At 58.9% G+C, this 22,574-nt stretch carries 19 protein-coding genes and 1 pseudogene; 10 read left to right on the top strand and 10 right to left on the bottom strand.

The window, feature by feature from the left end; genetic code table 11:
• Window positions 1-44 precede the first annotated feature (44 nt).
• From AM571_RS28405 to AM571_RS28415, 3 genes are all read left to right on the top strand, one after another.
• Window positions 45-269, top strand: coding sequence for a DUF378 domain-containing protein (locus AM571_RS28405; protein WP_074064335.1), 225 nt, complete (start codon window positions 45-47; stop codon window positions 267-269).
• A gap of 70 nt (window positions 270-339) precedes the next feature.
• Window positions 340-816 (top strand): TspO/MBR family protein, encoded by a 477-nt coding sequence (locus tag AM571_RS28410; RefSeq protein WP_074064336.1) that lies wholly within the window; start codon window positions 340-342, stop codon window positions 814-816.
• 48 nt (window positions 817-864) lie between these two features.
• Window positions 865-1,341 (top strand): hypothetical protein, encoded by a 477-nt coding sequence (locus tag AM571_RS28415; RefSeq protein ID WP_074065628.1) that lies wholly within the window; start codon window positions 865-867, stop codon window positions 1,339-1,341.
• Between the two features lie 377 nt (window positions 1,342-1,718).
• On the opposite strand, the gene AM571_RS28420 is transcribed toward AM571_RS28415, so the two are convergent.
• Window positions 1,719-3,086 carry a sigma-54-dependent transcriptional regulator gene (locus tag AM571_RS28420; protein ID WP_074064337.1) on the bottom strand — a complete coding sequence of 456 codons (1,368 nt, stop codon included), beginning with the start codon at window positions 3,084-3,086 and terminating at the stop codon, window positions 1,719-1,721.
• Entirely contained in the window at window positions 3,083-4,945 is a 1,863-nt protein-coding gene (locus AM571_RS28425; RefSeq protein WP_074064338.1) for a sensor histidine kinase, read from the bottom strand. Before AM571_RS28425 ends, AM571_RS28420 begins: the two co-directional genes overlap by 4 nt.
• Window positions 4,946-5,193: 248 nt before the next feature.
• Between AM571_RS28425 and AM571_RS28430 the strand changes: the two genes are divergently transcribed.
• Window positions 5,194-6,528, top strand: a complete 1,335-nt coding sequence (locus AM571_RS28430) for a dicarboxylate/amino acid:cation symporter (RefSeq protein WP_074064339.1) — start codon at window positions 5,194-5,196, stop codon at window positions 6,526-6,528.
• A gap of 351 nt (window positions 6,529-6,879) precedes the next feature.
• Here AM571_RS28430 and kdgD read toward each other — a convergent pair whose 3' ends face one another.
• The 3 genes from kdgD to AM571_RS28445 all read right to left on the bottom strand — a co-directional run bounded on the left by kdgD (window position 6,880) and on the right by AM571_RS28445 (window position 9,605).
• Window positions 6,880-7,803, bottom strand: a complete 924-nt coding sequence (gene kdgD / locus AM571_RS28435) for a 5-dehydro-4-deoxyglucarate dehydratase (RefSeq protein WP_074064340.1) — start codon at window positions 7,801-7,803, stop codon at window positions 6,880-6,882.
• A 48-nt stretch (window positions 7,804-7,851) separates the two neighbouring features.
• Window positions 7,852-8,832, bottom strand: coding sequence for a mannonate dehydratase (locus AM571_RS28440; protein WP_074064341.1), 981 nt, complete (start codon window positions 8,830-8,832; stop codon window positions 7,852-7,854).
• Window positions 8,833-8,903: 71 nt separating this feature from the next.
• Complete coding sequence (locus tag AM571_RS28445) at window positions 8,904-9,605, bottom strand: FadR/GntR family transcriptional regulator (protein ID WP_074065629.1); 702 nt, start codon at window positions 9,603-9,605, stop codon at window positions 8,904-8,906.
• Between the two features lie 139 nt (window positions 9,606-9,744).
• Between AM571_RS28445 and AM571_RS28450 the strand changes: the two genes are divergently transcribed.
• Genes AM571_RS28450 through AM571_RS28470 form a run of 5 tightly spaced genes read left to right on the top strand, consistent with a single transcriptional unit; the run spans window position 9,745 to window position 14,853 of the window.
• Entirely contained in the window at window positions 9,745-11,340 is a 1,596-nt protein-coding gene (locus tag AM571_RS28450) for an ABC transporter substrate-binding protein (protein ID WP_074064342.1), read from the top strand.
• A gap of 19 nt (window positions 11,341-11,359) precedes the next feature.
• Window positions 11,360-12,388, top strand: coding sequence for an ABC transporter permease (locus AM571_RS28455; RefSeq protein ID WP_074064343.1), 1,029 nt, complete (start codon window positions 11,360-11,362; stop codon window positions 12,386-12,388).
• Complete coding sequence (locus tag AM571_RS28460; protein ID WP_074064344.1) at window positions 12,385-13,287, top strand: ABC transporter permease; 903 nt, start codon at window positions 12,385-12,387, stop codon at window positions 13,285-13,287. The genes AM571_RS28455 and AM571_RS28460 overlap by 4 nt, the downstream gene beginning before the upstream one ends.
• Window positions 13,274-14,119, top strand: a complete 846-nt coding sequence (locus tag AM571_RS28465; RefSeq protein WP_074064345.1) for an ABC transporter ATP-binding protein — start codon at window positions 13,274-13,276, stop codon at window positions 14,117-14,119. The genes AM571_RS28460 and AM571_RS28465 overlap by 14 nt, the downstream gene beginning before the upstream one ends.
• Window positions 14,116-14,853 (top strand): ABC transporter ATP-binding protein, encoded by a 738-nt coding sequence (locus AM571_RS28470; protein ID WP_074064346.1) that lies wholly within the window; start codon window positions 14,116-14,118, stop codon window positions 14,851-14,853. Before AM571_RS28465 ends, AM571_RS28470 begins: the two co-directional genes overlap by 4 nt.
• Window positions 14,854-14,872: 19 nt before the next feature.
• Here the strand turns inward: AM571_RS28470 and AM571_RS28475 are convergent, their stop codons facing one another.
• The 5 genes and pseudogenes from AM571_RS28475 to AM571_RS28495 form a co-directional block, all read right to left on the bottom strand.
• Entirely contained in the window at window positions 14,873-15,856 is a 984-nt protein-coding gene (locus AM571_RS28475; RefSeq protein WP_074064347.1) for an ABC transporter ATP-binding protein, read from the bottom strand.
• A 5-nt stretch (window positions 15,857-15,861) separates the two neighbouring features.
• Window positions 15,862-16,689, bottom strand: a complete 828-nt coding sequence (locus tag AM571_RS28480; protein WP_074064348.1) for a carbohydrate ABC transporter permease — start codon at window positions 16,687-16,689, stop codon at window positions 15,862-15,864.
• Window positions 16,686-17,564: a carbohydrate ABC transporter permease gene (locus AM571_RS28485; RefSeq protein ID WP_074064349.1), complete on the bottom strand. Its 879-nt coding sequence runs from the start codon at window positions 17,562-17,564 to the stop codon at window positions 16,686-16,688. The genes AM571_RS28480 and AM571_RS28485 overlap by 4 nt, the downstream gene beginning before the upstream one ends.
• A 50-nt stretch (window positions 17,565-17,614) precedes the next feature.
• A pseudogene (locus tag AM571_RS28490) lies at window positions 17,615-18,894 on the bottom strand (ABC transporter substrate-binding protein).
• Between the two features lie 42 nt (window positions 18,895-18,936).
• Window positions 18,937-21,258: an alpha-L-rhamnosidase gene (locus AM571_RS28495; protein WP_074064350.1), complete on the bottom strand. Its 2,322-nt coding sequence runs from the start codon at window positions 21,256-21,258 to the stop codon at window positions 18,937-18,939.
• A gap of 139 nt (window positions 21,259-21,397) precedes the next feature.
• Between AM571_RS28495 and AM571_RS28500 the strand changes: the two genes are divergently transcribed.
• The gene (locus AM571_RS28500; RefSeq protein ID WP_074064351.1) at window positions 21,398-22,441 is read left to right on the top strand and encodes a LacI family DNA-binding transcriptional regulator; all 1,044 of its coding nucleotides are present in this window, start codon (window positions 21,398-21,400) and stop codon (window positions 22,439-22,441) included.
• Window positions 22,442-22,574: the final 133 nt, after the last annotated feature.

The raw sequence follows: 22,574 nt of genomic DNA on the forward strand, positions 1-22,574 counted from the left end.
GAAGGCGCCGTCGCCTCGCCCGACAGACAACCATGGAGAATGACATGAAGTTCTTGAATATTCTGACGCTCGCCCTCGTCATCGTCGGCGGTCTCAACTGGGGCCTCGTTGGCCTGTTCGGCTTCGACCTGGTCGCCGCGATTCTTGGGGCCGGCTCGGCTCTTGCCCGCACCGTCTACACGCTGGTCGGACTGTCGGCGGCATGGCAGTTCCGGCCGTTGGTTTTTGCAGTCGGCGCGGGGGAAATTGCTGCGCAGCGTGGCCGATAGATCTGAAACGAGAGGCTGCTCGACATTGCGGGCGGCCGCTCGGCATCGTAGCGACAGGGTTCCAACGGATATGATTTCCCTCCTCATGCTTCTTGGATTTGCACTGGCCACGTTCGCCGCCGGTGCCATCGGTGCGCTCTTTCGTCCGGGAAAATGGTATACGCGGTTGGATAAGCCGGCTTGGCGCCCGCCGGATCGGTACTTTGCGCCCGTGTGGATGCTTCTTTACGGGACGATCGCACTGTCCGGGTGGCTGGTCTGGCGGGAGGGCGGATTGCCCGAGGTCGCTTTGCCACTCACCGTCTACACGCTTCAGCTGATGCTGAATGCAGCCTGGTCACCGATCTTTTTTGGTCTTCATCGTCCCGACCTGGCCTTCTTCGAGATTATTGTGGTCTGGCTCTCCATCGCGGCCACCATCTTGCTGTTCTACCCGATCAGCACGGCAGCAGCGCTGCTGCTCCTGCCCTACCTGGCATGGGTAAGCTTCGCATCGGTGCTCAACTTCGCGATCTGGCGGCGCAACCCACTGCCGGTGCGTGTCTAGAAGGGAGTGCACTCCTTGGGCGCCAGATGGATCGAGGTGAATGACCGCATGCAGCAGGGTTACCGCTACGCCCTTACGGCAGCGACGGGATGCGAGTTCCATGCAGAATTCCGGCCGGGCCTCATGCCGCCGGACATGTTGGCGCTTGGGGTCTTCGCCGGCAAATACATGACTGACTGCCGGCAAGAATTTCCTGAAAGCTGGTTCGGGCAAGCTCGCCTTTCGCCGGTTACCCGCGATCCCTCGCTCAACTACTTTGGTGTTGACGCCAGTCAGCCTCTCAGTGTCTGGCGAGCAAAGGGCTGGATCCATCCAGACGATCCGAGGGGCTGGTTTCAGTGGTATTGTCGCTATTTCCGCGGCCGTAGGATGCCCGGCGAGGACGAACGTCAGATCGGCCGCTGGCGGGCCATGCGGCGACACATCGCCCAGATCAGGCACCATTGCGAGCCCGGCGATCTCTGGTGTCGCCGGCGCCAGCGGCAGGCGCTGCTTCACTGGGCCTATGACAGCCGGAAACTGTAAAGCAGGCGCCACTTTCAGATGCAAGAATTCCATGTCGTTCGCCGCGCCAGGCATATGCCCCCTCCGGCCCCCACGGGGCGGCATGGGAGGCGGGCCCCGAACGGCCCGGTCGGTCTTTTTCGCCAAACGGCCGCTAGATTTGGGCGTGACGGCAGCAATGACTTGGTCGCAATCTGCCTTCCGCAGTGCCGGCTGTGTCCGCTCGAGCCTCCCTCTGGCTCCTTTCGGCGACGAGCAGGACAATGGCATGGGCGGGAGACGAGACAATGACGACGTCGTCCTTTCGAGCGGCGAGAGCGCATGGCGGATCGTCGCAGGTTCGAGTACCGACGGGAATGCGAATTCGGATTCATTTGTCTCGATCGATGCAGCTCCGTTCAAACCTGCCCGGATTTGGCTGCTGCGAACTGACTGCGGACGATGCCGTGGCGCTGGAGCTTGTCGTAAAAAGTCTTGCGCGGTATTCCGAGCTCCGCAATCGTGCGGCGCACGTCGCCGCCATTGGAATCGAGCGCCTCACGGATGATGCTGGCCTCATAGCGGTCCAGTCTCTCGGGCAGGGGAAGGCCTTGTCCCGTATCGGGAGGCGACGCTTGGCTACCTGCCGAAGCCTGCTCAACGCCGAGGACGAAGCGTTCGGCAAAGTGCGACAGTTCGCGCACGTTGCCTGGCCAGTCGTGACCCTGCAAATGACGTTGAATGGCTGACGAGATCGCCGGAACTTCGCGGTGAAACCGGGAGGCCGCGCGCTCGGCAAAATGGCCAAAGAGGAGGGGGATGTCGTCCCGGCGCTCTCGAAGCGGCGGGATCGAGATCGTGACCACATTCAGCCGGTAATAGAGATCCTCACGAAAATTCCCGCGCTGTTCCGGGTCTGAAAGATCCACCTTTGCGGCGGCGACGACGCGCAGATCAACGGGTCTGACCTCATTGGTGCCGAGCGGCGTCACTTCCCGCATCTCGAGAACGCGCAGCATGTGCACCTGGGTCGACGGCGGCATGCTTTCGATCTCGTCGAGAAAAAGCGTCCCGCCGCTTGCATGCTCAATACGCCCGACGCGCTTCTTTTGCGCTCCGGTAAAGGCGCCGGGTTCATGGCCGAAGAGCTCGCTCTCTATGACCGTCTCCGGCAGAGCTCCGCAGTTGAGGGCAACGAAATTGCCCGATGCTCTGCGGCTCCATCGATGCAGCAGGCTGGCCACCACTTCCTTGCCGCTGCCCGTCTCACCCGTGACGAGCACGTCGACCTCGGTATCGGCGATCTGGCGCAAGGTCCGGCGCAGCCGCTCCATCGTCGCTGTCTGGCCGATCAGCGGCAGGTCGTCCCGAGCCTGATCGGCGGCCCGGCGCAGCGCTCTATTTTCCAGAACGAGAGCGCGTTTTTCCACCGCCCTTCTGACTGATTGCACCAGCCGGTCGGTTGCAAACGGCTTGGTGATGAAATCGTATGCGCCGTCCTGAATGGCCTTCACCGCCATGGGAATATCGCCGTGGCCGGTGATCAGGATGACCGGCAGGTCCTCGTCTTCCTTCCGCACGCGATCGAAAAGCTGCAGACCGTCAATCTGCGGCATGCGGATATCGGAAACGACCGCGCCTGCATGATCGGCGCTAAGGGCACCAAGGGCTTCACTGGCGACCGAGAAGGCTGAAACTTTAAAGCCCGCAAGCTCCAAGGTTTGCTTGGTCGCCCGCAGCAGGTCCTTGTCATCGTCGATGAGAAAGATCGATAACGCATCCCTCATGTCTTTGCCCTCATAAGGTGGACTGTAAAACATGTGCCGTTGCCGCTGCTTGTGACATCGATCCGGCCGCCGTAATCGGCAACGATGTCCTTTGAAATGACCAGCCCGAGGCCCAAGCCTTTTTCCTTGGATGTATGAAACGGCGTAAAGAGAGTGTCGAGAATTGCCGGTGGAATGCCGGGTCCATTATCCGACACGGCGATGGCGACCTGCTCGGGCGTAGCTGCAACGGATACCTCCACCTTCGCATCGTCGCGGCCTTCGAGCGCCTCAAGGGCGTTCTGGAACAGATTGATCAGAATCTGCTCCAGCCGGATCCGATTGCCCATGACGAAGAGACCCGGTGGCGGCATCTGAATGTCGAGTGCGTTCAGCTGCCCGGCAAACCGGCTCTTCAGCAAGACGACGGCGCCTTCGATGATGGTGCTAAGCTCAACGGGCTCGGCAGCCGTCCTACCTTTGCGCGCAAAGGCTTTCAATTCCTCGGTAATCGTGCCGATTCTTTCGGTGAGCTGAGCAATGGCACCGAGATTCTCCTCGGCCGGACTTGGCTCTTTGCGCTGCAGGAAGACGCGGGCGTTGTCGGCGTAAGCGCGGATCGTGGCAACCGGCTGATTGATCTCATGGGCTACGCCGGCTGCAACCTGCCCGAGGATGGCGAGCCGGTTTGCCTGCACGAGCTCCTGTTGCACGATCTGCAGCTTCGCCTCCGTATCTCGATGATCGGAAATTTCCGCCTGCAGGCGATCGCGAGCACGGCTCAATTCATCTGTCCTGGCAACGACCCGGCGCTCCAGTTCCTCGCGCATGGCCTGTTCGCTGGCGATCCTCATCATGGATACCTGCCGCCGTCTCAGCAAAACGGCAGCGATTGCGACAATGGGCAGCAAAAACGCCAGTGCGATAAGCCGCATCTCCCGCACAGCCGAGGCGACCGGCGCTTCGGTTGGAACCAAATATTCCAGCCGCCATGGCGTCGTGGGAACCGCCGCAAAGAGGCGCAGATACTGGGCCTCTCCGCCCCCGGGCAGGACCGCAGAAACAATGGCTGCGTCCGGGCCGATGGTTAAGGGATGCATGATGGGAAGCTCAGCCAGCGGTGCATCTCCGAACTGCAGGCTGCTTCGAATGGATGCAAGATCCTGCTGCGGTACCGGCCCGGTGGTCATGAAACGCCAGGAAGGAATGCTGGTGATCAAAACGACCCCATGGTTGTCCGTCACGTAAACGGGCCGGCTTGCGTCACGCCAGTCACTTTCCAGACGGTCGAATTCCATTTTGACGACAACGACCCCGAGTGGAGCGGCCGCACTGCCGACCCTTCGGGAGATGTAAAGGCCGGGGCGTTTGCTGACGCTGCCAAGGGCGAAGTGCTCCGCCGTGCCTTGCTCCATCGCGCGACGGAAATAGTCGCGGAACGCGTAGTCGTTTCCCACGAAACTGGTGGACTGGCGCCAGTTGCTTGAGGACACGGCTATGCCATCGGGACCGATGACATAAAGCACGGCGGCTTGCGTGTCGGTGACCAGCCGCTCCAGCTTGCGGTTTAAGAGATCAGTTGCGCCGCTCTTTGCAGATGAGAGCGCGTCAAGAACCTGTTGATCCTCCGAAAGGAGTAGCGGCAGGGCGCGAGGGCGCTCCAGAACGGCCGTCAGCAAAGCGACCTTGAGATTGGCATCGGTGCGGGCACGGCTTTCCAACGCTTCGATCGCCGAACGGCGCCCGTAAAGTTCGGCGCCGACGAGCGCTGCCGCAATCAGCATCGCAGATGCAGTTAGAAAGAAGATCCAGGCCCGACGCGCCTGCCGAATGACATCCGGCGGAGTTCGAACTTTGTCAGTGGTTGACCGCTGAAGCATGACCAAGAATGTGCGTATTCTCGCACAATGGTCAAATCATTTTGTGCGAAAAGGCGCCCAGCTGAATTCGCTTTCCCGATCGGATTGTCGAAAACATACGAAAAAACAGGGGTTTAGGGGCGTGGAAGCAAACTGGCATGGCCGTTGCAATGTGTCTGCAAACAGCCGGGTGGCTGTTGAATTACCAGATATCCGCATCATCCGCCCCGGGAGGCCGTTTTTCGGTTTGGGGCTTTATGGAGGACACTATGGGTGTAGCAATTCCAGCCTCGCCGGCGCGCGGCAAAGTTCCATTCTACCGGCATCTCTATGTGCAGGTCGTTTTCGCGATCTGTGCAGGCATTCTTCTCGGGCACTTCTACCCCGAACTCGGCACGGCGCTGAAACCGCTGGGCGATGCCTTTATCAGGCTCGTCAAGATGATCATCGCGCCGGTCATTTTCCTGACGGTGGCAACCGGCATCGCCGGGATGTCCGATCTGCACAAGGTCGGGCGCGTCGCCGGCAAGGCGATGATCTACTTCCTCGTCTTTTCGACGCTCGCACTTGCCGTCGGTCTTGTCGTTTCCAACGTCATCCAGCCGGGTGCGGGCATGCATATCGATCCGGCCACGCTCGACGCCAAGGCGGTGGCGACCTATGCCGAAAAGGCCCACGACTCGACCATCACTGGCTTCTTGATGAATATCATCCCGACGACCATCGTCGGTGCTTTCGCCGACGGCGACATCCTGCAGGTGCTGTTCTTCTCGGTGCTGTTCGGTATTGCGCTTGCCATGGTCGGCGACCGCGGCCGGCCAGTGGTGGATTTCCTGCAGGCTTTGACGACGCCGATCTTCCGCCTCGTTGCGATCCTGATGAAGGCGGCCCCCATCGGAGCCTTTGGTGCGATGGCTTTTACGATCGGCAAATACGGCATCGGTTCGATCGCCAATCTTGCCATGCTCATCGGCACCTTCTATCTGACGTCACTGCTTTTCGTCTTGATCGTGCTTGGCGGCGTTGCCCGCTACAACGGCTTCTCGATCCTGGCGCTGATCCGCTACATCAAGGAGGAACTGCTGCTTGTCCTGGGTACGTCGTCGTCGGAAGCAGCCCTTCCCGGTCTCATGGCGAAGATGGAACAAGCCGGCTGCAAGCGCTCCGTCGTAGGCCTTGTGATCCCGACCGGCTATTCCTTCAATCTCGACGGCACCAACATCTACATGACGCTGGCAGCCTTGTTCATCGCACAGGCGACGGACACGCCGCTGTCCTTCGCTGACCAGATCCTGCTTTTGCTGGTAGCAATGCTGAGCTCAAAGGGTGCTGCAGGCATCACCGGCGCGGGCTTCATCACGCTCGCTGCCACGCTCTCGGTCGTTCCGTCGGTTCCCGTCGCCGGCATGGCGCTCATCCTCGGCATCGACCGCTTCATGTCGGAATGCCGCGCGTTGACGAATTTCGTCGGAAACGCAGTCGCCACCGTTGTCGTCGCTCGCTGGGAGAACGAACTGGATCAGACAAAGTTTGCTGCAGCAATGGCCGGTGACCTGCCGGAAATTGGTGACGTGACCGTCCCCTCACTTCAGGCTGCCGAATAACGCCTGAGCTTTCAGCGACAAGTCGCCGCGCTCTGACGAGGGCGCGGCTTTTTCGCGCCTCCACAAAGGCGGGCTGGTGGAATTTTCTGGCTCCTCAATGTAACGCCCAACCTTAAGGCGAGGGGCCGCGCGTGCCGAGGAGATGACAACGTCTCAGGCGACAGAGGCTCACAGCCCTCGGCTGAAGCCATGACGGCGGCCAGAGCGAAATCCCGCCGCCCGTCGGCTGATCTGGCCGTTGGGAAATGCCTGGTCAGCAGACGGCCGCGCGGATCCAACCATGCCGCGCGGCCGTTCTTGAAGAGGTGGTTCAGGACGGCTGGGAGGGCACCGTGTGGCCCTGCCGCCTCTTCACTCCGCTGCGATTTTTTCAATTTCGTTTGCCTGAACGATATGCTCAAGCAGCGCCGTTTCTTCCGGGTTGAGATCGATAAGCGGCGGACGGACGGGGCCGGGGTCCCGGTCACGCACCCGCAGCCCGGCCTTGATGATCGAGACAGCGTAACCCTTCTTGCGATTGCGCAAGGCCACAAAGGGAAAGAAGAAAGTCTTCAGGATTTCGTCAACGACAGGCTGATTGCCTGAGCGAAGCGCCTGATAGAAACGCTGGGCAAGCGCCGGTATGAAGTTGAAGACCGCCGAGGAGTAGGTGGTGACGCCGGCTGCAAAATAGGCCTGCGCATACACCTCATGCGTCGGCATGCCGCCGACATAGACCAGACGGTCCTGAAGCTTGGTGGTAATCTCGATCACCTTGTCGACATCACCTACGCCGTCTTTAAAGCCGATCAGGTTCGGGCACTCATCGCAAAGCCTTGCAATGCTGTCGGCCGTCAAGACGGCATTGTCACGGTTATAGACGATGACGCCGATGCCGACCGACTTGCAGATGGCCTTCACATGGTCGATGAGGCCGGCTTGTTCGCTGAACATCAGATAGGGCGGCAAAAGCAATAGACCGTCTGCGCCGGCCTTCTCGGCGGATTTGGCGATGTCGATTGCAAGCGAGGTGCCGTATCCGGCGCCGCAGATGATCGGTGTTTTCCCGGCCGATCCTTTTGCCGCCGCCACGACGCAAGGAATTTCCTGCGGATTGAGCGAAAAGAACTCCCCGGTGCCGCCCGCGGCGAATAAAGCGGCCGCGTCGTAGCCGGCCAACCATTCGATGTGTTTGCGATATGAATCCTCGTCGAATTTGAGTTCTTGATCGAAATGCGTGACCGGGAAGGAGAGGAGCCCGCTGCCCACCGCTCGCTTGAGTTCTATTGGATCCATTGTTCATTCCTGTTTGATGTTCATAGGTGAAGGGAATGCGGGATCGGCTTAGATTGAGGCCGTCTCAAGCGCTTCGACGAGCGCTGCGATGTAGCCGTAGCAAAAGGCAAAGGCCACGCCGGAAGGATCCCTGCCGCTGATCGTCGGGACGTGATCGGGCATCAGCATGTACTTGTAGCCAACCTCCTTGTAGATCCGTGCAGAGCGGACCATGTCCATGTCGCCCTCGTCGGGGAAGGTTTCCATGAAGGACAGTTTTCCGCCCTTGATGTTGCGGAAGTGAACATTGAAGATTTTTCCGCGCGTTCCGAACCAGCGGATGACCTCGTCGATTTCTTCGCGCGGATTCTCGAGCATCTCGCCGATCGACCCCTGGCAGAAATTCAGTCCGTGATAGGGACTTTCGTGCATGGTCACGAACTTCTTCAGGCCGTCGACAGTCCCAAGGACGCGGGTGACGCCGCGATAGCCGGGGGGCGTGTAGGGATCATGCGGATGGCAGGCGAGCCGCACGCGATTGCTTTCGGCAACCGGCACGACACGCTGGAGGAAATAATCGATTCTTTCCCAGTTCTCGTCCTCGGAAAGCGTCCCGGCAAGACCGGGCGCTGCTCCCTGATCGGCTTTTTCCCAGCGAAAGGCCTCGTTCATCGAGCCGCCGCGGCCCGGCTCCATCGGCGTGCGGGGGATGCCGATCAGATTGAGGTTATATTTTGCCGCTGGAATGCCTGCCGCGGCAATATCCTCGATCAGTCTGCAGACGGCATCGATCTGACGATCACGTTGGGGACCGGCAAGCAGAATATCTGGATAAGAGGCCTTCTCGATCGGCCGCGAGGGAAGGGGCAGCTGAACCATATCAAGGATCAATCCGAAGCTCTCGATCTTGTCGCGGTGGCGTTCGAGATCATCAAGAGACCAGCTCGCAGGCGGTCCGGGCGGGTCGGCGCAGATATGCTTCAGCCCGAGCTGCGCGAAAACACGCAAATCGTCGTCGTCGCGAACCGCGACCTGGGTCCCAACATACATGTTTTGAAATCCTCTCCAAATTTCAGAAATGTCATATGACATAATATGAATTCCGAGAGGTGTCGAGTGGCTTATCGCTGTTCGGCCAGCTTCCGGTAGCGCCGCTGGCTGGCAAGCAAATGCGCCCGCATGGCCTGCCGCGCCCGCTCGGGTTCCTGATCCGCAATGGCCTCAAGGATCTCGACATGTTCTGCGTGGACCTTCTCGAGATAGGCACGATCATGGGCCTCGGGCAGCGTTGGAAACTGCCCCCTGGGGATGGACCGAGGGCCAAAATGCCGCAATACGTCGACATAGAAGCGGTTGTTCGTCGCCGCTGCGATCGCCATATGAAACTCGTAATCTGCTTCGACCGTGGGGGCGCCATCCTCGATCATCTGGGCCATCTTGCGGTTGGCTGCACGTATTGCAGCCTCCTGTTCAGCTGTTCTTCGATAGGCCGCAATTGCGGCCGCCTCTCCCTCCGCGGCCATACGAAATTCAAGTAATTCAAGGGTTTCCGGGATGCTCCTGATTTCGATCGGCGTTAGCGAAAATGCCTTTTGCGCAGAAGGATTGCTGACGAACACTCCCTTTCCCTGGATGGGTCGGACATAGCCGGCTGAGCGAAGATCGGCGATGGCCTCGCGAACAACGGTGCGGCTCACACCAAAAGTCGCCTCCAGCTGCGGCTCGGTGGGCAACTGGTCTCCCTCTTTAAGCTTTCCTGATTCGATCTGGGCACGCATCTGATCGATCAACTGCTGCGCAAGTCTTTCCCGGCTCCGTCGCATTTTCAAATCCCAACCCTCACAGCGCCTGTCGCAAATGCCCATGGGCGGCTCTTGCCAACCCGCAGGAACTTCTGTAAATCATAATACGACATACCGATGACATAATATGTCTTCTATAGTAGACTAGGGAGGAATTGAAATGAAGCATTTTCGCAAGGGGCTATTCGTTGGAGCCGCCATCAGTTTTCTGGCGCTGACTGCTTCTGCCGCCGTCGCCGAAACGCCGAAGGATCAACTCGTCATCGGCACGTCGCTTGCCCAGGTGTTGTCGCTCGATCCGCAGCAGGCGACGGAGGGCAAGGCCAATGAAATCATGTGCAATCTCTATGACCGTCTGGTCCTGGCGACACCGGAGGGAAAGATCGCTCCGCAACTGGCAGAAAGCTGGGCGATCGATGATAAAGGCATTACGTTCAAGCTCAGGGAGGCGGCATTTGCCTCCGGTAATCCGGTGACATCCAAGGATGTCGTATTTTCGCTGACGCGTCTTCTCAAGATGAACCAGGCAGCAGCGGCCAACCTGAAGCGGGTCGGCTACAATGCCGACAATATTGAAAAGCTGGTGACGGCACCCGACGAACATACAGTTCGCATTGATCTGTCGGGCGAGGTTACGCCGGAACTGCTTCTCTATCGTCTTGCTATGGTGACCACCAGCGTTGTCGACAGCGTCGAGGTTTTGAAGCACGTCAAGGACAACGACTATGGAAACGCGTGGCTGCGCACGAATTCTGCCGGTTCGGGTCCCTTCACGCTCAATCGCTGGACACCCAACGAGATCGTCATTCTGGACGTCAACAAGGAGTATGTCGGGGGCGAACCGAAGATGCGGCGCGTCGTTATCAGGCATGTTCCTGAAAGCCAGGTCGAGCGCCTGATGCTTGAGCGCGGCGACATCGACATTGCAAGCGCATTGAGCGCATCTGATCTTGCGACGTTTCAAAACAAGCAGGGATTCGAAATTCAGCGCGTACCGACCGGCGGGTTCTATGTGCTTTCCATGAATGCCGGAAATCAATATCTGTCTAATCCAAAGGTCCGCGAGGCGATCGCCTACGGCATCGATTATGCCGGCATCGAAAAGACCATCATGGGGCCTTACGGCAGGGTGCGGACGGTGCCGGTTCCGGAGAACTACGAATATGCAATTTCGAGCCCTGATTGGCATCTCGATGTCGAAAAGGCCAAGTCGCTTTTGGCGGAGGCCGGGTTCAAGGACGGCTTTTCGCTTTCTTTGAAGACGATCGCGCAGACGCCGCGTATCGATCTTGCGACAGCCATCCAGGCCTCGCTTGCGCAGATCGGCATCAAGGTCAATATCCAGCAGGGCAATGGTTCGGAGATCATCGCGGCCCACCGCGCCCGCGATTTCGACCTCTTGATCCCGCAGACTGGCTCCTACATGCCGAACGTTCTCGGTTCGATGGAGCAGTTTTCCAGCAATCCGGACAATTCCAGGGAGGCAAACAACGCCGGCAACTTCGTCTGGCGCTCGGCCTGGGATATCCCCGAACTGACGAAGCTGACCGCAAAGGCTTCGCTTGAGCCGGATGCCAAGAAGCGCGGCGAGCTTTATGTCGAAATGCAAAAGATGTTCGTTGACCTCAAACCGGCTGTGCTGCCGCTCTTCGAGCGTTACGAGCCGATCGTTCTAAACGCGCGCGTTAAGGACTATGTCGGCCATCCGAACATGACGACGCGACTTGAAGCCGTAACCAAGGCAGAAACCGAATAACCGACGCAGGCAGCCGATCATGAAGGAATTGTCCACGAGTGAGCTTGGAAGGCGCGTCCTCCAACTCATCGTCAGTCTGTTCATCTTGCTTTGCGTCACCTTCGTGATCGGCCGCGTCATGCCCGCCGATCCCGTCGGCGCAGTGGTCGGCGAGCTTGCCGACCCTTCCGCCTACGCGGCGATGCGGGCGCGCCTTGGGCTTGATCTGCCACTTTATCAGCAGTTCTTCATTTATCTGACGGGCTTGCTGCATGGTGATTTCGGAACGGCAATCCTGACGGGCAATCCCGTTTCGAAGGATCTGGCTCAGGCATTTCCGGCAACGTTTGAGCTTGCCACTTTGGCGGTCATCATATCGACATTCATAGGTGTGCCGCTCGGACTTGCGGCCGCACTTTTCCGCGACAGCTGGATCGACAAGACGGCGCGGGTCGTGGCCCTTGTCGGTCATTCGATACCGGTCTTCTGGTTCGGTATCGTCGGGCTGGTAATCTTCTATGCCGGGCTCAACTGGGTGGGCGGTCCAGGCAGGGTCGATGTCTATTACGAGGGTATCGTAACCCCAAGGACCGGTCTGATGCTGGTGGACAGCCTGCTCGAAGGCGAGCCCGAAATTTTCTGGAATGCGCTTTCGCACATCATTCTGCCGGCCATCATCCTTGCTTACGCCGCCATGGCATATATCACCCGCATGACCCGCAGCTTTACACTTGAGCAGCTCAATCAGGACTACGTCATTGCTGCGCGAGCCAAAGGGGTCGGGCCGGCGAATACGGTGCTCGGTCATGTTCTGCCAAACATTGCCGTGCAGCTGATCACCGTTCTTGCGATTTCCTATGGAAATCTTCTGGAAGGCGCGGTCGTGACCGAGATCGTCTTCTCATGGCCGGGGATTGGTCAATACATGACGAATGCGTTGATGATCGGCGATATGAACGCCATCCTGGCCGCAACAATCATCGTTGGCTTCATCTTCATGTTCCTCAATTTTGTAGCAGACATTGCCTATGCGCTGCTTGACCCGCGCACCCGGGAGGCCACGCAATGACCGACGCGCTCCATTCTCAAAGCGAGATCAGGCGCCCGCCTATTCCCGCCCGCATCGCCGCCTCGCTGGCGCGCGCCGGGCGCAAACTTGCCGACGAGCCGCTCGGTCTCTGCGGCTTCCTCATCCTCGTGGTGCTTTGCATCGTTGCAGTCATTGGCCCGGCGTTTGCGCCTTATGATCCAAATGTCCAGATGCTGAGTGACGCACTGCAGCCGCCCAGCCTTGCACATCTTGCAGGGACAGATGAGTTTGGACGCGATATCTTCAGCCGTCTAGTCTATGGGACAAGGATCACCATCCAGACGGTGTTCTCGATATCGGTAATTGTCGGCCCTGTGGGATTGCTCATCGGCATCGTATCCGGCTTTTTCGGCGGCCGGACAGACGCGATCTTGATGCGTGCAACCGACATCGTCCTGTCCTTTCCCTCGCTGATCCTGGCCCTTGCATTTGCCGCCGCCCTTGGAGCCGGATTGAACACGGCGATCATCGCAATCTCGTTGACGGCCTGGCCGCCGATTGCCCGGCTTGCCCGAGCAGAGGCCCTGGTCGTGCGCAACGCCGACTACGTTGCCGCAGCCCGCCTTTACGGAGCCTCTTCCTTGAGAATACTGCTTCTTTACATTGCACCGATGTGCGTCCCGTCGGTGATCGTGCGCCTGACGCTCAACATGGCCGGGATCATCTTGACGGCGGCATCGCTCGGCTTCCTCGGCCTTGGCGCGCAGCCGCCGGCGCCGGAATGGGGCGCGATGATATCAAGCGGACGCAAGTTCATGCTCGATTACTGGTGGGTTGCCGTCATGCCCGGCATTGCCATCTTGCTCACGAGCCTCGCCTTCAACATCGCCGGCGATACGCTGCGCGATATCCTGGATCCGCGCCATGCAAGATCGTGAAACCTCAACGATCCTTTCTGTGCGGAATTTGAACGTGCGCTTTGGGCGCAGTTCAATACCGGCCGTCAGCGAAGTCAGCTTCGACCTGGGGCGGGAAAGGCTGGGAATTGTGGGCGAGTCCGGTTCCGGAAAATCGACGACCGGGCGGGCGATCATGCGCCTTCTTTCGCCGAGCGCCGAGATCTCGGCGGAGCGTTTCGACCTTGCCGGCAGTCCTCTGCTTGAAAGGACCGAACGGCAGATGGGTGCACTGCGCGGCAAGGAGATGGCACTGATCATGCAAGATCCACGCTATTCGCTCAATCCGGTGCTGACCATCGGCCGGCAGGTGGCGGAGGCGGCAAGGCTTCATCTTGGCCTGGGTCGCGCTGAAGCGATGGAGAGTGCAAGAAGCATGCTCCAACGCGTCAGGATCAGTGATGCAGAGCGCGTCATGGGACTCTACCCGCATCAGATATCCGGTGGAATGGGCCAGCGCGTGATGATTGCGATGATGCTGCTTGCCAAGCCGAAGCTGGTCATTGCCGACGAGCCCACATCGGCGCTCGATGTCAGTGTCAGGAAGGACGTACTCGTCCTGCTCGACGAACTGGTGCGGGAAAATGATTCCGGCCTCATCCTCATCAGCCACGATATCCGCATGGTCGCAGCCTTCTGCGAGCGGATCCTGGTCATGTATTCGGGTCGCGTCGTTGAAACGCTCACCAGCCTCGATAACGCCCGCCATCCCTATACCCGTGGCCTGATTGCGGCGCTTCCCGACCCTCGTCATCCCGTCCGCAGACTGAAAGTACTGGACAGGAAGGCATTGGAAACAGAGGCGGCGAAATGATCAGGATCAGCAATCTCGACGTTGTCTATGGTGCGGGCAAAACGCGCAATCACGTCGTAAAAGGGGTAGGCTTCGAGGTCGCCAAGGGCGAAACGCTTGGGATCGTCGGGGAATCCGGCTGCGGCAAATCGACGGTTCTGCGATCTCTAGCCGGTATCGAGCAGAAATGGACGGGTTCAATAGAACTCGACGGCAAGGCAATCGGAAAGATCCGGTCGAAAAATGAGCTGAAGTGCGCTCAAATGGTGTTTCAGGATCCCTATGGTTCGCTTCATCCGCGTCATCGCATCGGGACGGCTCTGGCCGAGCCTCTCCGGTCGATGGGGCAGGGTGATGGTTGGTCTGCCGTTCAAAAGGCGCTGCGGCAGGTGGGACTGCCCGACAGCTTTGCCAACCGCTTTCCCCATGAATTGTCGGGGGGCCAGCGTCAGCGCGTTGCCATTGCGCGGGCTCTTATCCTGTCGCCACCAGTCCTGCTGCTCGATGAGCCGACCTCGGCACTTGACGTCTCCGTACAGGCCGAGATCCTCAATCTTCTTGCAGACAAGCGCGACGAGCATGGGCTGACCTACGTGCTCGTGAGCCACGATCTCGCAGTGATCGCGCACATGTGCGACAGGGTCCTTATCATGAAAGATGGTGCTTTCGTCGATGAACTGACGAAAGCCGATCTGGAAAAAGGTGTCACCCATGCCGATTATTCACGAGAACTTTTCGAGGCAAGTTTTCTCTGATTCCTGCTCGGCGATCCGGCTATGCACCGAACAGGTGGGCCGCGCCTTCCACCGGACTTGCCCAAATGGTGGCACCTGTTGCAAATACGGTCTCTCCTTCGGCGCGCACCACCATTTCGCCGATTTCTGGAACATCCAGATAGAGGATGGCATCGGCCCCGAGCCGCTCAATATGTCTGACCCTGCCTTGCCACTCGCCTCCGGCTTGTGAAAGTCGAATATGCTCGGGTCGGATCCCGTATGTCTGGCACCCGAAGCGCTGCGCAATCTCGCCCGCATAGAGGTTCATCTTCGGACTGCCGATAAAGCCGGCGACGAAGGGCGTCGCCGGCTTGCGGTAGAGTTCCATCGGGCTGCCCACCTGCTCGACCCTGCCACCGTTTAAGACGACGATCTTGTCGGCCATCGTCATCGCTTCGACCTGGTCGTGGGTAACGTAGATCATGGTTGCTCTTAGACGGGCATGAAGTTGTGCAATCTCAAGCCGCATTTGGGCTCGCAAGGATGCGTCGAGGTTCGAGAGCGGCTCGTCGAACAAAAAGACCTTTGGATCACGGACGATCGCGCGGCCGATGGCAACGCGCTGCCTTTGCCCGCCGGAAAGCGCCTTTGGCTTGCGGTCGAGCAAATGCGTGAGCTGCAAGGTCTCGGCTGCTGCGCGGACCTTGGCCTCGATCTCGGATTTCGGGCGGCGGGCAAGCGAAAGCCCGAAGCCGATATTATCGGCGACCGTCATATGCGGATAAAGCGCGTAGCTCTGGAATACCATGGCGATACCGCGCTTTGATGGTTCGGCGTCCGTGACGTCCTTGCCGCCTATGGTCAGCATGCCGGACGTCGACTCCTCAAGCCCGGCAATGATGCGCAGCAAGGTCGATTTTCCGCATCCAGACGGCCCGACAAATACGACGAATTCACCCGAACGCACCTCCAGATCGATGCCCTTGATGACATCAAGGGCGCCAAAGCTCTTGCAAATCCGGGTAAGAGTGACCTCGGCCATTGACACTAACCTTTCACTGCGCCGGCAGTCATGCCCGCCACGATCTGCCTGTTGAAGAAGATGAAGACGATGAGGGGAGGGACGGTGACGAGCAGGATGTTCATGAACAGCAGGTTGTACTGGCTCGTGTACATGCTCTGGAAATTATAGAGCGTCAGCTGCACGGTGACGTTTTCTTTGCCTGGCAGGTAATAGAGCGGGTTCGTGAAATCGTTGAAGATCGCGATCGACTGCACGACAATATTGGTCACCGTCACCGGCTTGAGGAGAGGCAGGATCACCCGGAAGAATATCTGCCAGGCCCTTGCACCATCGATCAATGCCGCCTCATCGAGATCGCGCGGAATGGTCGAAATGAACGATCGGTAGAGCAGCGTCGAGAACGAGAGATTATAGGCAACCTGGATCAGGATCATTCCGGTAATGGTCTTGAAGAGGCCGATATCCTGAAGCAGTCCGATCGTCGGGACGACCGCCGGTGGCATCATCAGTCCCATGAAGAGCGCACCAGAGGCAACGGCATTCCAGCGGGTTCTGCGGCGCTGCATGACATAGCCGACCATCGCCGAAAACAGTATCAGTATGGTGACCGAGACGACGGTGATCAGTGTCGAATTGAAATAGGCCAGCACGAGCTGATAGTCGCGCGCCTTGAACACGGCTGCGAGGTTGTCCCACAACAGCCACTTTTCCGGGAGTGTGAAGTCGAGCCGGGATGCCTCGGATTTCGACTTGACCGCCTGGAGCGCAATGAACACGAACGGCAGCACGAAGATGACGGTGCCCAGGGCAATTGCGATCGCGCCGCTGGCATAGGGCCGCATCTGTTTCATTGTTCGGCCCCGCGTCGGTTTAGCCACAGGGTAAGCGGCAGAATGATGGTGGCGATCAGGGCAAACAGGATGACATTGCCCGCAGTCGACAAACCGTAAAATCCAGCCTGATACTGCTTGTAGATGACCGATGCGATCACATCCGAGGAAAATCCCGGCCCACCACGCGTCATCGCCCAAATGAGATCGAACGACCGGAGGCCGCCGATCAACGACAGCGTAATGACGGTGATCGTCGCCGGACGTACGAGAGGTAAGGTGATGCGCCAGAACTGCTGGGAACGTGTGGCACCGTCAATTCTCGCAGCCTCGTAGTAGTCGGGGCTGATTGCGGCGAGGCCGGCGATGAAAATCAAGGTGGCAAGACCCACGCCTTTCCACAGATCGACGAGCGCCACGGAAAAAAGAGCAAGTGCGGGATTGGTCAGCCAGCCCGGTCCGGGAATGGCGAGCGTTGCAAGCATGACGTTGATGATGCCCTTGGTCGGGTGCATCATCACGCTAAAGGTAATGCCGATGCCGATCGCCGATACCAGAACTGGAAAGAAAACGAGCGTGCGCAGGAAACCTCGAGCGAAAATGTTGCCGGAAAGCAGTACGGCGAGCAGGAGCCCGCATATCGTCTTCAGGCCGGAAGTCGTTAAGGCATAGATCAGCGTGTTGACGAGCGCCTTGATCAGAAACGGCTCGGAAAAGAACTGCCGGAAGTTCTCCAATCCAGTGAACTCGGCGGTCGAAAGATCCCAACGTGTGAGGCTGAACCAGAAAGAAGACACCGTAGGGACGACAAACAGCACGCCGTAGACGGCTGCGGCAGGAAGAAAAAACCACAAGGGGTAGGGCGACTTGCGTGAGCGGAGGCGTGTTTCGGTCATGTTTACCTCTTGGGCCTCGCCTGTGAAGGCGAGGCTTTCGGGAAGGGCCTCTACCAGTTGGGTAGACCGAGCTGCTTTGCTTGCTTGCGCACGTCGTCGTCATAAAGGGCGGCTGCCTCGGCTGGCTGGCGGATGCCGGACCCGACCTCGACGGTGATCTGTTCAAGGGCCGGTCCCTTGATCGGCGATACGAATTCCAGCGCCGGCGTAGTCGCCTTTGCCGCGAAATAAGGCAGCATGTCCTTCACCGCGGGCGGGACGTCGGCCGGCAACGCACATCCGTCGACGAGGGAGGGACCTTGGGCAGTGTTGGTTTCAACCATGATCCTGCAGCCTTCGACGCTTCCGGCGAAATCCACAAATTTGCGGGCTTCATCCGCATTCTTGCTTGCGAGCGGGACATAAAGGGCAGGTGGCATCCAGACCGTCAGACCGTTCTTGGCCGCATCGTCCCCCGGCTGCGCGAAGAAGCCGACACCCTCCAGATTTTCCGGATAATTCTGTTTCAAAGCGCCAACCGCAAAGGTGAGCATTGGGTAATGGGCCGCTTCGCCTGTCGCCACCATCCTGAGGCCCTCGTCATAGCTTGCCGCGCCGAAATCCTCGTTCATCAGGCCGGCGTCGTGAACCTCCTTCAGGCGCTCGAAACCTTTCATGGCCGCAGGCGTTGTGGCGTATTTGGCCTTGTTGGCCGTATAATCGGTTGCGAAGTTCGGTGCGGCCTGATGCAGGTTGTAGTAATCCGCCAGAACGAAGAGCTGGGAGGTCCAGGTGTCACGATAGGTCTGGCAACAGCGACTTTGCCGGCCGCCTTCACCTTTTCGTTGTTGGCCATGAACTCGGCCCATCTCTTCGGGACTGGCAAGGCGAGGTCCTGATAGATTTTTCTGTTGTAGAGGATCCCGCCAGCCATCGCCGTACCGAAGGGAACGCCGTATAGCTTGCCGTCAGCGCGGACCACGGCCTTGAAGCTCTCGTCTACTTTTGCCTGCGATGAAAGATCACCAAGGTCGGCCAACGTCTGTGCTGGTTTCAGCGCCTGCATCAGCCAGCCGGAATTGTATAAAAAGACATCCGACATCTCGCCTGTCGCCAGCCGCGTCTTGACGATGTTGTCGCCCTCGCCACCACCCGGCCGCTGCTCGATTTCGATCGTTACATCCGGCGCGATCTTCTCGTAAGCTGCAACCAGCGCCTCGGCGGCTGCGACGGTGTCGGGGCTGTTGTCGATCAGGAACAAGAGCGTCGATTCTGCATGCGACGGGCCTGCGGCAGCCAGTGCTATGAGTGCCGTGGCACCGGCAAGAATGACTTTGATGCGGTGTGTCATGACGTTCCTCCTCGAACGGTTTGACGGTGGCAGGCATCCTCCTCAAGGATGGGGAAGAGAAAAGATCAGCTCATGTGTCCCCGCTCCAAGGACGGCCTCCCCCGTGACGGGCTTGTCGTCAAGCAGCGGGTTCAGATGCCGGCGTCCGGCTCGGAATCGACCGACACAGCCTTCTGGAAGCCTCACTTTATAGGTGACCCTGTTGCCGCTGCACTCCCATTGAGCTTCAATGCGGCCTTGACGCACGTCATGATAGGCGGTGACGGGCGAGAGCGCGGCAATCGGCGCCGGATCGATGATGACCTCGGAAAATCCAGGTGCGCGTGGGCTCGGCGAGATGCCCGCGACGCTCTCAAACAGCCATTGGCACACGGCACCATAGGCATAGTGGTTGTAGCTGTTCATGTCAGGCTCGTAGATGGTGCCGTCCGGCGCCATTGAATCCCAGCGCTCCCAGATCGTGGTTGCGCCCCTGGACACCTGATAGAGCCAGCCCGGAACTTCCTCCTGCAGGAACACCTTTTCGGCAAGGTCGTCCATTCCGAGCTTTGTCAAAGCCGGCAGCAGGGCGGGCGTGCCTATGAAACCCGTGCCGATCTTGTAGTCGGCATCGATGATCACCTGTCTGAAATGTTGCTTGGCAGCCTCATGGTGCGCAGCCGGGATCAGGTCGTACAGGAATGCCAGCGCGTAAGACGTCTGGTCGTTATGTGCAATGCGTCCGGATGGTGCGACGAACTCGTGCGCAAAGGCGCGTCGAATGTCTTCAGCACGTCTCTGCATACGCGCTTCCAGAGCCTGGTTGCCGAGGACCCCTGCGATCTTTGCCAGCAAGTCGGTGGAGATGAAGTGATAAAGTGTCGCAGAGCAATCGTCGGCAACTGTCGGGCGTGGCTTGCGGTTGTCGCCGGTCGGCTGCAGCCAGTCCCCAAATGTGAAGCCGCGTTCGCCCCAGTGGGACGGCGGGCGCACGATCGGGCCATTCGATATCGACCAGACGAAGTCGACCCAGCGCACCATTGAGTCCAGGCATTCGCAAAGAACTGCCCGATCCCCGTAATGCGTGTAAAGAACCCAGGGGATCACGACGATGGCGTCGCCCCAGCCAGTCGAACCGGCATATCCGGGAAAATTCCTCGGATGCAGGCGTGTCGGGTCGGGCGAAAAGTGGGAAATGGCACCATCCTCACGCTGATCGGCCATGACGTCGCGCAGGTATTTCCGGAAGAAGGTCTGGCAGTCCGTCAGCCAGCACGCCGTTGCAGCAAACACCTGAGCGTCGCCTGTCCAGCCGAGGCGTTCGTCGCGCTGGGGGCAATCGGTCGGGACCTCGATGAAATTGGCGCGCTGTGACCAGATGGTGTTCTGGACAAGCCGGTTGACGAGTGCGTTGCCCGACTGGAAGCCGCCGCTCAGATTGGGAACGGAGGAGATCGGAATCGACGAGATCGCCAAGATACGTGCCTCGCCCGTAACCGTCACCCTGGCATAGCGGAAGCCTTGAAAGCTGAAATGTGGCGCGTAGGTCTTCTCGCCGCCTGCGCCCAGCGTATAGATCGTATGGGCTTGCGCGGTTCGATAGTTGCGGTTGTCGAAGTACCCGCCGGGCCCCAAGACTTCGGAATGTTCGACGCGGATTTCGGCGCCCGCTGTCCCGCGGACCGTATAGCGCACATAACCGCCGATGTTCTGGCCGAAGTCGTAGATCATCCGCCCTTGCGCGTCTGTCCAGCTATCAATCGGACTGATCGGCGGCAATTCACGGACCGGCGCCGTTTCGTGCGCAACGAGCAAGGCCTTGTCGAATGGAAGCCTCGCGGTGCCGTGCGTATCGGCAAGGCTTTCTTCGCGTGCATCATAGATCTCGCCGAAATAGATGCCGGATTTGCGTATCGGCAGCAGCCCGCTCTGCCAGGTGGTATCGGTTGAGACAACAACGCCATTTGGCCCGACCAGCTCTGCAATGGCTGCCGTTTGCTGACCCCAGCAATTGGGAATGGCCTTTTGACCCCACATGAGCGGAGACCTGTACCACCCGTCCGCAAGCCAGATCTCGATACGGTTCTGGCCAGGCCTGATGAGGTCCGAGACGTCGTAGTGCTGATAGGCCAGGCGATGATCGTAGCTTGTCCAGCCGGGTGTCAGCAGATCATTGCCCACCCGTTTGCCATTGATGAAGCAGCGATAGAGGCCGAGCGCCGAAATGAAGAGTTCGGCAGGCGTCACGACGCCCTCGCAGTTGAACGTCTTGGCGACAAAACTTGCGGCCGTTCCCTGACCGCGATCCGACAGCGGCGCGATCATATCGCTGGTCCAGGCTCGTGAAACCAGATTTTCGCTGGCCGCCATCGGGTGAAAATTCATCAGATTCCCCACATTAGTGTAGAACGTTCTTCGTATAACGTTCTACATTTTCTACAAAAGCGCAATAGATATTTTGCGACTGGTCTGCCATGGTGATTTGGTGAGGCTCCAGGGCCTGCAGATCTAATCTGAGGATTTCATGCCGATCAGAGAGAAGTCGAAGCCTGCAAAGCGGGATCGTGTGACGATACGGACGGTCGCTGCGCATGCAGGCGTATCCGTTGCGGCGGTTTCGAAGGTCATGCGAAATGCGTATGGTGTGAGCGAGAGCCTGCGCGCCAGGGTGACCAGATCGATTGAAGAACTGGGTTATCGACCGTCAAGAACCGCACGCGGCCTGCGCGGTCGTTCGTTTACGATCGGATTGCTCCTTGTCGACATACGCAACCCCTTCCTGCCCGAAGTCATCGACGGCGTGAATGGCGTTCTGGCACCATCGCATTACCAGGCAATGATCGGGGTCGGCGAAGGCCGCATGCAACTGGAGACCTCTCTCATCGAATCCATGATCGACTATAAGATGGATGGACTCATCCTCGTGGCTCCCCGCCTGCCGACTGAAATCATCGCAGAATTTGCGGGTCAAGTTCCGATTGTGGCTGTTGGCTATCATGATGGGAAAGCAAAGACCTTCGACACGGTCAACACCGATGACCAGCAAGGGGCTGAGATAGCGGTAGAGGCATTGCTGAAATGTGGTTATCGCGACATCGAGATGCTCAGCCTGGGAGCTCGCGAAGGTCACAAGGTCTCCGTAGTGCGTCAGCGTGAAATCGGATACCGGCGCGCCATGCTTCGGTCCGGACTGAGCTCCTCAGCACCGATCAGCCACATTCCGGTCCATTCTCCGAAGCGCGAAGAGGCAATGCGGGTGTTTTTGGCGCGAAGCGATAGGCCCCGCGCCGTCTTCTGCTGGAGCGATCTTGATGCGATCACGCTTTTGAGCACGGCGGCGGAAATGGGCGTGCGGATACCTGAAGACCTGGCGGTCGTTGGCTATGACAATTCGACGACCGCAGCTCTCAGCCTGGTCAATCTGGCAAGCATCGACCAGTCGGGCAGGGAACTCGGTGAAGCAGCGACGCGAACCCTCTTGTCGAGGATAGAGGGTCGTAGCGAAGCGGAGCATCTTCTGCTGATGCCATCGTTGGTCCGCAGGAAGAGCTTAATCGATTCATTGTGACCCTGGTGCTTCTTGCGTTATGAGCAAGGCCGCCGAGGTGGGTTTTCCCGCAACTGGAAATAGCAGGAAACCGCGGAATGGCAATCAAGCAGTGCTTGCAAGCTGCCGCGTGAACCATTCGTTTCAAAAATCT

Source organism: Rhizobium etli 8C-3 (assembly GCF_001908375.1).
Classification (GTDB): Bacteria; Pseudomonadota; Alphaproteobacteria; order Rhizobiales; family Rhizobiaceae; genus Rhizobium; species Rhizobium etli_B.